Raw genomic sequence first — 13,672 nt, 5'->3', positions numbered from 1 at the left:
CTTGGACCGCTCAGGCGGAAAGCAATTTTTTGTATAGCCCAACCAGTTGAGTAGCCTCCTTCTCCCAATTGTATATTTTGTGAACAGCCTCTTGCCCATTTCGGCCCATGACCTCTGCCTCAACGGGATGCTCGAGCACCCAGCGGAGAGCTTGAGCAATTGCGCGCGGGTCAAGCGGGTCCACCAACAACCCGCATCTGGCGCCTGCAACGATCTGCCTCCACAGTGGAAAGTCCGAAGCTATAACGGGCAAGCCAGCCGACATATACTCGAACATCTTGTTGGGCTGGGCATCGACGTGATTGGGCATGGGTTGGAACAGCACCAATCCGGCTCTGGCGCTACCCAGCAGACGCGCCACGTCTTGCCTTCCAATGGTTCCGCGGTGATGCACTTTGAACCAGCCAGGCAACTTGGCAAGTTCAGCAGCGAAGCCTTCCGGCGTGATACCTCCCGCCATTTCCAGCCGGACCTCAGGCAGATCATCCATATGTTCAAGTGCCTGCACCATCTCCCGGCCACCACGTATATCGGAAATGCCGCCAACGTACGCAAATTTTTGCGGCCGCTCAGCATAAGGTAAAGGATCGGCCAAAACCAATTCAGACTGAATCGGAAAATTTTGAACCAACACCGTCTTGCCTACGGGGAATCGCGCAGCGATGGTTGGCGTGGCTGGCACGATGCCATTGAAAGTTTTGCCACCAAGCCACTCCATGGCAGCGATCGCCATAGCGACTGGCCACCGGAAAATGACGGGTATCCAGTGTTTGCTCATCGTCTGGCGCGGCACATCCTCATGAACATCGTAGATAACCTGAGAGCCGCGCAGACGAAGCAGCAACCCCAACGGGATCAGCTCCGGGTCATGGAAATGCACCAACTGCGGCCGATTCCTCCAAAAAAACATCAAAGCCCTAAAATTCCCCACCACCGCCCTCTTGAAGCGACTCGCGGGCAATTTCCCCAGATCGAAAATCCCGGGCTGGTTCGGCTGCCGGCTGTCACCCAAGCCATCAGCCACGACCAAGCTCACATTTTCCGCCAGCGCAGCAGACAAGGTGTGCACCTGCTTGATAAAAATACGGGTGTCGTCACGCGGATGAGCGGTGCTCAGGTGCACCATTTGCAAATTGCTCATTACGGCTTCAGGAATAAACCTTGACTTGTCGGCCCAGGCTGCGCTCAATCAGGCGCTGCGCCTTCTTAAGCAACCGGTAACGCCCGTTCCAGGTAGAAAAGTCGGTGTAGTGTTGTGATGGCGCGGCTAGGAAACCATCAAACTGCTGGCGGGTAATGCGGAGTTTTTTGCAGAAATACGCAATATCGATTTCAAGCTCCTGCGGATCGTACAGCGGCTCAGCCAGCTTGGCCAGAGCATGCTCACGTGACATCTGTCCAGACACAATCAGGCTGGATAAATGGGGCTTGCGTTTGTCGTAGCCAAACTTCACCGGCAAATAATGGTTCTGGAAAAGTTTGGTGAACAGGGATTCACCATGCTTGCGGCCATAGGCTCGCCAGCCAATTTTTTGCTCCAGCTCAGACACAGCCTGCTGCTTGTCGTAGGGCATATAGTTCAGCGGACGTACAGTGCGCATTTTTTTGACCAACGGATACCAAAAATAGTAGTCAAAAAAACTGATGGTGCTGTAGGTTTTAAGTGGCCGCTCGCCGTACTTGGAATGAATCGCCTTCAAATTAATCTCATCCATGGCACTGCCATGCCACGTATCTGGAAAAATCCCTTCGGTCGCAAGATTGCCACCACTCAGTATGTAACGAATATTATTTCGCACCGCAAAATGGTACAGACTTGCAAAAAAAACGTGGTCCTGTGGTACGTCCTGGTTGGCGACCCCCGCCTTCAAATACGCAAGATGCAAATCGCGCATCTCTTCCCAATCAACGACATGGGTGTGCAGGTCAAAGTTGCAATGCTTGACAATCTTCTCGACATTGGCGACAGCCAGTTCGCTGTTCCATCCGGCGTCAACATGTACGACCAAGGGGCGCAGCCCCCAGTCTTTGACCTTCATGGCCAGGTAAGAACTGTCGACCCCCCCACTAAGACCTAGTATGCAGTCATACTCTCGACCCTCTCCCGACTTGCGAATTTCACGAGATATGTCATTCCATAGGTTGGCGCCCTCTTCATTTGGAAACCATTCCTTTCGCGTAACCGCGTCGAAGTGACGACAGTGATTGCAAACGCCCTCCGTATCAAACGTAATGGCTTCGTCGCTCTCATCCATCACGCATCGCGAGCACCGCCGATACTTATCTAAAGGCATTTATCTTTCCTTAGTTAACATAACTAGAATTATCGTGCGTCACCGGTTTTTCAAAGAAAACCAGCATAAATAGTAATCCAACACCCGATGACACCATGGCCACGGTATAGGCCTGTTCAATCACCAAAATGCCGTACAAAAATCCAAGAAATAAATACGAGGGATTGCGACTCGATCTCCAAAGCCGGTCAAACACGACCAGAATCGATGAGATGAAAATTGCCGCACCCGCGTAGCCTACCACCCCAGCACTCATGAATGCGGAAAGAAAGGCATTCGTGTTGGAGTTAGTTTTTACACCACCGTCGTAGCGTTCCCCTATGTAGAACGAAGCTTGGAAGTTGGGGTCGGAGGCTCCAGTTAGCCAAGACCAAGAAATCAGTTTTTCGGAAAGTAGGAAGTCGAGATAGTAGCCCTGTTGAAAAGCTTGAACGGGGAAAAGACGCCTAAACAAATAATCAGCCGTGTATGAATACCCCTTCAGCCACCACTCAAGCAACACAATCATCCATAGCACCACGATGGCACTCAAGAATATATGGGCGACTTTATTCAGCATTTTCCAGCGTAGAAGCCAACCAAGAATATGGGCAACAATAAGGTAAGCCAACGGAGCTTTGACCCCTATTAGCCAAAAAAAGAATATCCCCGCAAGGATTGCCAACCCAAGTAGCCATACGTTTTTCTTCAAAGCGGAAAGAAACGCCAAATACGGTATGAATCCATTCATGCTCATTGATAGCACATAGGCCTGAAGACTACCTGCGGCGTATAGCTCACGACCTTCAAACCTTCTGATGTGAGAATTATTCAGACCGAAGCCAGCGTTTTCTGGCGCACTTAAAAAGCCAATCAGAATGGCGAACACTAATGGGAGTGAGACCATCCATTCGATAGCAACAGGATTTGATCGCTTGGGAGAAGTCAGAGGGGGGAAAACGCCATTAAAAATCTCCATAAGAATAAGGGGGGCGATGAGCATCAGGATGCACGCTAGCACGGCTCCGCGAGGCAAGGACTCAGAACCGGAATGCAACAGTATGAATGAGGTCAGTGGAAGAGCACAGAGAAAGAATCTAAAAAAATCAGAAGGCCGACCATCCATTCGAGAAAATGTCCAAATGCAAAAAGCTAAACCAATTGCCATCCCCAGCCAACTTTCTGCCGACATATCTAATGGCCGCCATCCTTTATCCTTGTGCGCTTCTGCTAGTTGCACAATATATGTAGATAGTAATGCGCTCACGTACAGCGCATACAACGAAGCTAAAGCAAAAATGTTGCTCTTTGCCCCCAAGAGAGGTTCTTTTGAGCTCATGAGCACTTAATAAAAATTATCAATTCGCGATGATTCGCATTGTTTAGTCAAATCTTCCCCGGCTAGTACTGCAACGATAAGACTACGAATTCAACGGTGCTCGCTCTCTAGTCGCAAATAAGAGCCCTAAACCGAACCAGAGCAGTCGAGAGCTGATATCCCCGCCCACCATGGACAACAAAAACAAAAATGATGCAAAAGCACATAACACCATGGACCTTGGGCTTCTATGTACGGCCATAACTAGTGACCCGCACAGTCCAATGAAAAGCATGCAGCCAACCAACCCAGTTTCCGCTAAAAGCTCGAGAATAATATTATGCGGGTAAGCATGCTCAGGAAGGAGGTAAGTAAGTGCTCCAAAACCACCGCCAACTAGCGGGGCCTCAGCCCAATGACGGGCCGCGTCAGCAAACAGCCATATTCGATTTGCGCTCGCTTCATCTGTTTTGGCTCTTGGATCGAAACCTTCAGGTAATACTAACGCACGTTCACTGCCAACACGTGCATCCGCGGATCCCAGATCATCCCCTCTAAAAGCACCTATGTCAGGCCACGAGATGTTAGAACTTAGAGCTGAAAACGCAGCTGGAAAAGTTGAACTCAGACCTATCACTTTGCTGACCATAACATCTACGAGTATTGGCACCTCGAATAACACTGCGTAGCCACTAGTCAGTACGATAGTCAAGCTAGCAGAGCTCGCTGCCAATCGGAAATCTCGTCTTAAAACCAATATAGCTAAAGTTACAAATGACGCAAATAGAGCGCTCGACAAATTGCCGCATACCGCCAAACCTAACGCAGCAATAGCGACCACCAAACTGCGACGCTCAATGGCACCACCAATTAGCGCCAGACCAATCAGAACCCCAGTAAGTTGATACCCCCCGGACAAAAACGATTGACGCCCGCTCGTAAGCCCGAGTGCCACACTGAGTACCAAAAAAATACTGATGGCCGTACCGCTCAGCTGTACTACCTTCAGCAACTGTTTCAACGCAAGCTCACTTTGTCCAATAATGAATCCCGAGAAGAATACTGGCATTCCAATAAAGAAGAGATGTGCAAACTTTTCCATTCCGACCAATGAGTATGTCGGGACAAGGCGGACAGCCATGAACAAAAGGAAAATGACGAGAATTACAACGACCTTAGAGTGCGCTACGACCTCTATCCTTCTTGGATGAATCAAAACTGTCGCGACCATTAGGCCAAGTGAAACAAGTGTCATGTCAACCGGCCAGGGCAAGACTTTTTTAATAAATCCAATAAATAGCAGGCCGAGCGTGCTCGCTAGAAGAAGTCCAGTCATTTTTGAATCAATTGCGCTATTCACGTTTCGTACCTCGGTAACCTGCGCACTCTAAAAAGAAAAAGTGCGCCTAAATAAGTGTTACGGCTCAAAATCCAATCGCGGTCGGGTAGTTGATGAGCACTGCACGGTGCTTTCCGTGGAACACAAACATGCTGCCCGCAGCAACGGCGGAAGCACCGCCCTCAATTATCGCCTCTCGCAGATGCTCGACGCTGCCGGCACCGCCACAAGCCACCAAGGGAACATTGACACGACGTGCCACTTTCTGGATTAGGGGTAAATCGAAGCCCTGCATTTGCCCGTCGCAGTCAATGCTGTTTAGAAAAATCTCGCCCACCCCAGCCTGCTCAAGGATGGCGGCATGATCTTCAGGCTTCACTTTCGCATCGATTGTTCCGGACTTCACAAACACGCGGTGCCCGCCCAACAGCGTCTTTTTCGCGTCAATGGCGCCGACCACTGCCTGGCTGCCAAAAACATCTGCAATCTCGCGAATACAAGCAGTCGACTCAACCGATGCCGAGTTGATAACCACTTTTTCTATGCCACAACGAATCAGCTTGCGGGCTTGAGCAAGTGTGCTGATGCCGCCACCATAAGCAACCGGCATAAAGCATTCACCCGCGATTTCTGCGACAAGCTCGTAGTTTGGCTCCCGCCCTTCGCGGGAAGCGTCGATGTCAAGAATTACAAGTTCGTCTACTTCCTTTTCGCTAAATATGCGCACAGCGTTAACAGGGTCACCCACATAGACCGGGTCCTTGAATTTCCGTGTCTTCACCAGTCCATGACCACGTAACAGCAGGCAGGGAATAACGCGTGCACGAATCACGACGGCCTCTCCGCAAACTGGGCGAGCAGCTGCTTGCCGAAACGATGGCTTTTCTCCGGGTGAAATTGCACGCCGACGATATTGTCTTTGCCGACCGCCGCGGCAAATTCCACACCATAGGTCGCCCTCAACAAGACATCCTCCGCATCTGCCGGATCGAGAAAATAGCTGTGGACAAAATAAAACCTTGCATCCTCACTCAACTCTTCGAAAAGCGGATGGGCCGGCGAGGCATTCTTGACATGGCACCAGCCCATGTGAGGAATCCGCAAGTTCGGAAGGGCTGGAAAACGCTTGACTTTCATATCCATCCAACCCAACCCAGCCTCGTTACCCTCCTCGCTACTGTGGCCAAGCATTTGCGCGCCAACACAAATACCGACAAGAGGCGTTTTTTTGTTCAATACTTTGTCGTTAAGTAAAGGAATCAACCCGGTGGCGCGCAGGCTGTGCATGCAGGCATCGAAGGCACCATTGCCAGGCAGAACAAGCTTTTCAGCATTTTCGATTTTTTCAGGGTTCGCCGTAATTTCGCAAGGCGCACCCAGACGGTTGAACATGTTGGCAATCGCCGCCAGGTTTCCGATTTCGTAGTCAACAATGACAATCATGATTGCTTGCCTTTGCTGTAGTGATAAGAAAGAATGGCATAAATAACATAGAGAAGACTGTATCCCGCCGAATAGAACTTGATGGACGTCTCAAAACTGGAAGTTAACATGAAGGATGCCAGCGTCATTGCAAACAGGGCGCACTGCCACACCAAGTCAATCTGCTGTTTACCTGCGATATAAAAAACATAACTGAGGGGGCTTGCCACGAAACGGAACGCAAACATGGGCATCAGCCAGATGGCGATGATGCCCGCCTGGCGCCACGGTTCACCAAATGCGACAACGAATAGTCGCTCGGCAACGACGATGACCCCGAGCGCCAACACACACCCGCCAGCAGCCAGAAGCCAGAAGGTACGTGCGTACTCGTCCCTGCAATGCCCTTTTTCTCGATAACTGCTGGCCGCGCTTCGTTTGAACACATCCAGTACCGCTGCACCCAATAACCCGATGGGGGCACCCAGCACCCGAAGTGTCAAGGCAAACAGGCCGCTCGCTTCCGCCCCAAAACGACTGGCAATCAGGAGGAGCGGCAATTGGCCTGATGCCGCATTGAGGGCATCCGCTGGCAAGGCCAGCATCGGAAAACGCCGTTGGTTCCGCCAAAAGGCTTTAAGTTTTGTCCAGAACTCCGCCCTTCCTCCCAGCAACAAGGGATTCAGCGGCATGAAATACACGGCGAAACCTATGCCCGCTGCAGTACCCAGCACGTGGCCGAGCGTCATTCCAAACGCCGTCGGTGAAATGAGGCCGGCACCTATTTGCGCAGCTGTCACGACAAACGCCTGGGAGATTCGTATCCAGGACAGTCCGCGATAATTCCCTTCCGCTGCCGACCACGCCTGCCAGGTGTGCGTCACCCCTGCAAGCAATGCGGCCGGAACGAACAATCCGACCATAGCGGGCTGGACGTCGTCAAGCAGGCCGCCTGCAAGATAAATACCCCCCGTAATCAGCGCGAAAAAAGAACTTGCAAGCAATATTGTGCCGAGCGTAGCCGCCACAGCGAATCTTCTCGGGGCACCATCGGGCTCCACAGCAAGCGTCATTTCAAAACGCCCAGTGACGACAACTGCCGCCATCATCACCATCCCCAGCCAGGCAGAGAAGAGACCAAACTCTGCTGGCGCATAAATTCGGGCGATAACGAGAGATCCAAGCAACGGTATCGACTGCGCTGCAACCGTCCCGGTCAAGACCACGCCCACACTTCGCCAGAAAGTTCTGACCGTCGAGCGTCCTTCTGCGTCTAATACCATTTAGCGAACCTCGCCCTCAATGGCAGCTTTGATTATTATTGGTGCAACCCTCTTGGAACCTATTACGCTCAAGTGATTGTCGTCAGCATAAAGAAGCTGATTGCCGATAAACCCAGAGCATTTATTCTCAATGCATAACGCCTGCTCGACGTTGATTATGCGCATATAAGGCGCCGTTTGGGCGAGACCTAAAACTTGATCTCTATAAGACTGCATTCGATCCCGGTAAACTTCATATTCGACAGTACACATATTGGTCTGCGGAGTCAGCACCAATGGTCGCCCCAGACAGTTCCGTGCAGGAACTCCCAGCTCTGGCACCTGTAGGAGGTAGGACACGCGAATCCCGCGTTGATGAAGTTGCAAGCTCGTGTTAAGCAGGCCATCTGCAAAGATCTTGCCCGGAGTCAATTGACTCTGCTTAGTGGGAAGCGGTTCTGTAGTAATCGGTGGATAGCTATAGTTGGCTTCAGCGGGGCCAAAACCTGCACCCGTCAAGTACTGAGGACCTCGTGAAGCAATAACAACGGTGACGATTCGTTTGTCACTAAGCACCGCCTTTACTATTGTTTCAATGCTCTGAGCGCACGATTGCCGCTCTGCTGCATTTCGGCCTGTGACCGCGCCCAACAATGGCGGGCAACCAGAATTCGCCAATAGCAATGTTCCATAACCCTGCTTACCGGCCAACTCTGATACACCCGGAAACAAGACATGGGCGTGTGAATCACCAATGAGTCCGATCATCTGCTTGCCGGAATTGTGCAGTCGGCAATAAACTGGTGCGCTTCCTGCAGCGAAAAGGTTCTTGCAGGCCTCGTCAGATGCAGGCTCACGCTTTATTTGCGCTTCAGCGGCTTTCACATAGCCTACGGATGTACGGCCCGGAAGTCCCTCGGAAGCCACCACGCTTAGCGATGCCACGAACAATACAATCATTGTGCTGACAAGGATGGCGAGTGCGGGGCGAGCTCTGCTGGGATGACGCAGCGGTTGTTCAATGAATCTATACGTCAACCCGGCGAGCAAGACCGCAGCACCCGCACCAATCCAAAGGAGCCCTCTAGCTGGCGTACCAGACTCCATAACGCGTATGTATGTAAGCAAAGGCCAATGCCAGAGGTATAGCGGGTAACTGATCAGTCCAATCCAGACAATTGGTTTCAGTGCCAGGAGACGTCCAGCCACCGCGCTGCCTCCACTGGCCATCAAAAAGACCGTGCCCAGCAGCGGAATGAGCGTGAGTCCGCTGGGGTGGGGAGCCCGGCCGTCAAACATAAAAAGCGCGAAAAATATCGCCCCCAACCCTGTGAAAGAAAGAAGATGACGCATCCATGGTTGATCTATTCTGGTCGGGAGTGCGTTAATTCCGAAGCGGTTGTGGCAATAGGCCAAGGCTGCGCCTAGCAAAAGCTCCCAGAATCGAGCGAGGGGGTGAAAATAGAATGCGTCGAGGTGTTTATTCGCGAGGTAAATAGCGAAGCCAAAGGAGCCGACAATTAGTATTCCAATGACCAAGCCAATACGCCAACGAACGCGCCCTAGCACCACGAGCAAGGCTGGCCATACGAGATAGAACTGCTCCTCGACGGATAGGGACCAGAGATGAAGCAATGGCTTGGAATCAGAAGCAACGTCGAAGTAACCGGCCTCCCCCATCAACTGAAAATTAAGCAGGAAAACGATGGCCGATGCAGCGTGGATGCCAAGTCGCCGATATTCATCAGCAAAGAGCGAGAATGCGCCGAACACAACAGTTGCCAGCAGCACCACTGCAAGGGCGGGGAAGATGCGACGAATCCGCCGCGCGTAGAAATCGGCGAAGCTAAACGTGCCAGCCGCCTGCTCACGAAATACGATTAGGGATATGAGATAGCCTGAAATTACAAAAAAAATGTCGACGCCAAGAAAACCTCCGGGTAGGCTTTGAGGGCTGACGTGGTAGATGACTACGCTGAGTACAGCCAGCGCCCGCAGACCATCGATATCGGACCGATACTTGAGGGCGCTCACTGTGGGAATCTGCTGTGCTTACGCCGCTGGTTGCGTGCGCAGAGTCTCTGCAATCAAGACCTGATCTGCCATGGCCAAACCCGGGCTCATGGGCAGGCTCATGACTTCCGCCGCCACCTGATCGCCCACAGGCAGCGTGGCGCCGGGCTCGGCCACAGCCGGTTGCTTGTTCAGCGGGATCGGGTAATGCACCGCTGTTGGAATACCAGCCTGCCGGAGCTTTTCCTGCACCGTATCACGATCCTGCACACGGATGGTGTACTGAGCCCAGGCGCTGATGTTGTGTTGCTCTACATAGGGGGTGGTGTGGATACCCGCCTCGCCAAGCAGCTTTTTGTAGATAGCGGCAACCTGCTGCCGCTGGGCCATTTCCTCATCCAGCACAGCCAGTTTGGGCAGCAAGATGGCTGCCTGAAGTGTGTCAAGACGGCTGTTCACGCCGACGCGGATGTGGTGGTAACGCCGGTCTTGCCCATGGCGAGCAATCTGGCGAATAACCTTGGCCAGTTCGTTGTCATTGGTGAAGATGGCGCCGCCGTCGCCATAGCAACCCAGTGGCTTGCTGGGGAAGAAGCTGGCGCAGGCGATGGTTGAAAGGTTGCAGCTCTTGCGGCCTTTGTAGCTGGCGCCGAAGCTTTGGGCGGCATCTTCGATGACAGGAATCCCATGCTTGGCGGCAATAGCGTTGATGGCGTCAAAGTCTGCACACTGGCCGTACAGGCTGACCGGAACGATGGCTTTGGTACGGGGGGTGATGGAGGCTTCAAGCAGCGCCGGATCCAGGTTGTAAGTGCGTGGGTCAACATCCACATACACCGGCTTGGCGCCCAGCAGTGCCACAGTCTCGGCGGTGGCGATGTAAGTAAAGCCAGGGGTAATGACCTCGTCCCCAACGCCAATATTCAGCGCCATTTGCGCGATTTGCAGCGCGTCAGTGCCGTTGGCCACACTGATGCAATGCTTGGTACCGGTGTAAGCCGCCAGTTTCTCTTCCAGCTCGGCCACTTCAGGGCCAAGAATGTACTGACCGTGATCGAGCACGCGCTGGATGCCGGCATCGATGTCGGCTTTCAGCCGCTGGTATTGGCTTTTGAGGTCACAGAATTCCATTCTTTTCCGATCTTCATTCTTCCAAGATGCAGTGTCCGCCACGAAGCACGTAGCTCAGCCCCGTCTGGCTGCAACGTGTTTGAGCATTACCCTCTAAAGGCAATTCAAGGCGCTCGCCGAACTGGCTCATCCAGCCGATTTGCCTGGCCGGCACCCCGACCATCAGGGCATAAGGCTTCACATCACGGTTGACGACAGCACCGGCGGCTACAAAGGCGTAGTTCCCGATAGTGGTGCCACAGACTACCGTGCAGTTGGCGCCAAGGGTCGCGCCACGCTTGACCACAGTGTTACGGTATTCATCCTTGCGGTTGACGGCAGAGCGGGGGTTGTACACGTTGGTGAAAACCATGCTGGGGCCGCAGAACACATCATCTTCCAGAGTGACGTTGTCGTATACCGAGACGTTGTTTTGAATCTTGCAGTTATTGCCGATGACCACGCGATTGCCGACAAACACGTTTTGGCCAAAGGAGCAATCACTACCGATTTTGGCCGCGCTGCAAATATGAACCCAGTGCCAGATGCGGCTGCCGTCGCCAATTTGCGCGCCTTCGTCAATGATGGCACTGGGATGGGCCGTGTAGCTCATGCCTGCAAGCGCTGGACGTATGGGTGTGCATCGGCACCGGCGGCGGCTATTTTTGCAGTGCGAATGACGTTAACGGTCTCTATGCAATGGCGGGCATCGTCCAGCCCGTAGCCACGACCGGCAAGAATTTCCTTGTAGCTGGTGGTGTGCAGGTCGGTGAAGCCTTCGGAAAATTCGAGTTGCTCGCCACTCACATCAATGTTGCGATAGGTCGACTTTTTGCCTTTCACGTCGGCGGGCAGGTCATTGGCATCGATAGACAAAAACCACCGCACGCGGGCGCGTTCGTATTCAAGATAACCTGCGGCCTTGGCTTCGCCAGTGTGGTGAACCACGTTTTTCTGCAGCTTGCCGAAAATGAAGTGCAGCATGTCATAGAAATGCACGCCGATGTTGGTGGCTATGCCGAAGGACTTGCGGTTATCGCCTTTCCAGCTTTCCGCGTACCACTTGCCTCGAGAAGTGATGTAGGTCAACTCAACATCGAACTTGCTGTCTTTCGGGGCAGCGGCCACCCTATCTCGAAGCTTGAGGATGGCGGCATGGTGGCGAAGTTGCAGAATGTTGTAAACGCGCTGGCCCGTTTCCTTTTCGATCAGCGCCAATTCGTCGAGCAACTGAGGGGTAGGTACCAGCGGTTTTTCGCAAATCACGTCACACCCCAAGCGGAGTCCCGCGGCTATGTGAGCGTGGTGCAAGTAGTTTGGGGTGCAGATGGCCACATAGTCCAGCGCAGTAGCCGGCGCGCGCTTGAGCTGGAAGGCGTATTCCTGGAAGCGTTCGAATTCCGTGAAGAACTCGCTTTGGGGTGAAATGCTGTCGATGATTCCAACCGAGTCGTTGACGTCGTAGGCCATGGCCAATCGGTTGCCCGTGTCTTTGATGGCGTGCATGTGGCGCGGGGCAATATAGCCAGCAGCACCGATAAGAGCAAAGTTTTTCATGTCTTGGATTGACTACAAACGGAAGACGGTAAAGCCGGCTGCGGCGGCTTCGTGGCGATCGATCAAACTCTTCACGTCGGCCAGCACCGGCCTGGGACCTCGGCACAGCGCACGCAGTTCGGCCGGTGTGGCATGACGGTATTGGTTGTGCCCGACCGCCACCACCAACGCATCTACTGGATTGGCTGCGTCAATAGTACCCAACAGCAGGCCGTATTCATGCGCTACCTCCTTGACACTGGCCCAGGGGTCGGCCACCACCACGGTGGCGCCCCACGCTTCGAACTCGCGCACCATATCGGCGACCTTGCTGTTACGAATGTCGGGGCAGTTTTCTTTAAAGGTAATGCCAAGCACACCAATGCGGCACCGCGGCACATCGAGGCCATTTTTGAGCATTAACTTGATGGTGTTGCGCGCCACGTAGCGGGCCATGTTGTCATTGATGCGGCGCCCGGCAAGAATGACCTGAGGGTGATAGCCCACCTCTTCGGCCTTGTGGGTCAAGTAATACGGGTCGACACCGATACAGTGGCCGCCGACCAGGCCGGGACGAAACGGCAGAAAGTTCCATTTGCTGCCTGCGGCTTCAAGCACATCCAGCGTGTCGATGCCCAAGCGCTCAAAAATGACAGAGAGCTCGTTGACCAAAGCAATGTTGAGGTCACGCTGGGTGTTTTCAATCACCTTGGCGGCTTCGGCCACCTTGAGGCTGCTGGCCTTGTGGGTACCGGCGGTGATAATACTGCGATACAGCGCATCGACCGTGTCAGCGATTTCTGGCGTGCTGCCGCTGGTGATTTTCTTAATCTTTGTGAGAGTGTTCACCTTGTCGCCAGGGTTTATCCGCTCGGGGCTGTAGCCGCAAAAAAAATCGACATTGAACTTTTTGCCACTGACCTTTTCCAGCACGGGCACGCACACCTCTTCCGTGGCACCGGGATATACGGTGGATTCGTAAATGACGATGTCACCTTGTTTGAGCGCCTTACCGACCGTTTCGCTCGCCTTGACCAGCGGAGTCAGGTCGGGACGGTTGGCGGTGTTCACGGGTGTGGGCACGGTGACAATGAATATCTGGCAGGCTTTCAGATCATCCGGATCACTGCTGAAGCACAGGTGAGCTGCCGCATTCAAGTCTTCAGAAGTCACTTCGAGGGTACTGTCTTGCCCGACCTTCAGTTCGGCAATCCGGGCCACATTAATATCAAAACCCAACACCGCGCGCTGTTTACCAAACTCAACAGCCAGCGGGAGGCCGACATAGCCCAAGCCGATGAGAGCAATTTTATGAGTGCCTGGATTCATGGCGTTTGGACGGTTGTCAGGAAGCAACTTGAACGAGGCGCGACTAAAGGCCTATCAAGCAGATGAGAGG

At 53.2% G+C, this 13,672-nt stretch carries 12 protein-coding genes; all 12 read right to left on the bottom strand.

The features are described from left to right. Positions 1 to 10 precede the first annotated feature (10 nt). On the bottom strand, positions 11 to 1,141 hold the full coding sequence (locus IEX16_RS07270; protein ID WP_188707690.1) for a glycosyltransferase: 1,131 nt from the start codon (positions 1,139 to 1,141) through the stop codon (positions 11 to 13). A gap of 7 nt (positions 1,142 to 1,148) precedes the next feature. Then, positions 1,149 to 2,294 (bottom strand): N-acetyl sugar amidotransferase, encoded by a 1,146-nt coding sequence (locus IEX16_RS07265; protein ID WP_188707689.1) that lies wholly within the window; start codon positions 2,292 to 2,294, stop codon positions 1,149 to 1,151. 10 nt (positions 2,295 to 2,304) lie between these two features. Then, a complete protein-coding gene (locus IEX16_RS07260) occupies positions 2,305 to 3,612 on the bottom strand; it encodes a hypothetical protein (protein WP_188707688.1) in 1,308 nt (435 codons plus the stop codon). 82 nt (positions 3,613 to 3,694) lie between these two features. Beyond that, positions 3,695 to 4,951: an O-antigen ligase family protein gene (locus IEX16_RS07255; RefSeq protein ID WP_188707687.1), complete on the bottom strand. Its 1,257-nt coding sequence runs from the start codon at positions 4,949 to 4,951 to the stop codon at positions 3,695 to 3,697. Positions 4,952 to 5,015: 64 nt separating this feature from the next. After that, complete coding sequence (locus IEX16_RS07250; RefSeq protein ID WP_188707686.1) at positions 5,016 to 5,762, bottom strand: AglZ/HisF2 family acetamidino modification protein; 747 nt, start codon at positions 5,760 to 5,762, stop codon at positions 5,016 to 5,018. After that, positions 5,759 to 6,373 carry an imidazole glycerol phosphate synthase subunit HisH gene (gene hisH / locus IEX16_RS07245; RefSeq protein WP_188707685.1) on the bottom strand — a complete coding sequence of 205 codons (615 nt, stop codon included), beginning with the start codon at positions 6,371 to 6,373 and terminating at the stop codon, positions 5,759 to 5,761. The genes IEX16_RS07250 and hisH overlap by 4 nt, the downstream gene beginning before the upstream one ends. Then, positions 6,370 to 7,635 carry an oligosaccharide flippase family protein gene (locus IEX16_RS07240; protein WP_188707684.1) on the bottom strand — a complete coding sequence of 422 codons (1,266 nt, stop codon included), beginning with the start codon at positions 7,633 to 7,635 and terminating at the stop codon, positions 6,370 to 6,372. Before IEX16_RS07240 ends, hisH begins: the two co-directional genes overlap by 4 nt. Then, on the bottom strand, positions 7,636 to 9,648 hold the full coding sequence (locus IEX16_RS07235; RefSeq protein WP_188707683.1) for an acyltransferase family protein: 2,013 nt from the start codon (positions 9,646 to 9,648) through the stop codon (positions 7,636 to 7,638). It lies immediately after the preceding gene. An 18-nt stretch (positions 9,649 to 9,666) separates the two neighbouring features. After that, positions 9,667 to 10,758, bottom strand: coding sequence for a DegT/DnrJ/EryC1/StrS family aminotransferase (locus tag IEX16_RS07230; RefSeq protein ID WP_188707682.1), 1,092 nt, complete (start codon positions 10,756 to 10,758; stop codon positions 9,667 to 9,669). 13 nt (positions 10,759 to 10,771) lie between these two features. Next, positions 10,772 to 11,350, bottom strand: coding sequence for an acyltransferase (locus tag IEX16_RS07225; protein ID WP_188707681.1), 579 nt, complete (start codon positions 11,348 to 11,350; stop codon positions 10,772 to 10,774). Then, positions 11,347 to 12,294 carry a Gfo/Idh/MocA family protein gene (locus IEX16_RS07220; protein ID WP_188707680.1) on the bottom strand — a complete coding sequence of 316 codons (948 nt, stop codon included), beginning with the start codon at positions 12,292 to 12,294 and terminating at the stop codon, positions 11,347 to 11,349. The genes IEX16_RS07225 and IEX16_RS07220 overlap by 4 nt, the downstream gene beginning before the upstream one ends. 12 nt (positions 12,295 to 12,306) lie before the next feature. Beyond that, the gene (locus tag IEX16_RS07215) at positions 12,307 to 13,602 is read right to left on the bottom strand and encodes a nucleotide sugar dehydrogenase (protein WP_188707679.1); all 1,296 of its coding nucleotides are present in this window, start codon (positions 13,600 to 13,602) and stop codon (positions 12,307 to 12,309) included. Positions 13,603 to 13,672 lie beyond the last annotated feature (70 nt).

The sequence above is a fragment of the Polaromonas eurypsychrophila genome, assembly GCF_014641715.1.
GTDB lineage: Bacteria > Pseudomonadota > Gammaproteobacteria > Burkholderiales > Burkholderiaceae_C > Polaromonas > Polaromonas eurypsychrophila.
The sequence above is the reverse complement of the archived record's forward strand: the minus strand, read 5'-3'. Positions and strand labels throughout refer to the sequence as shown.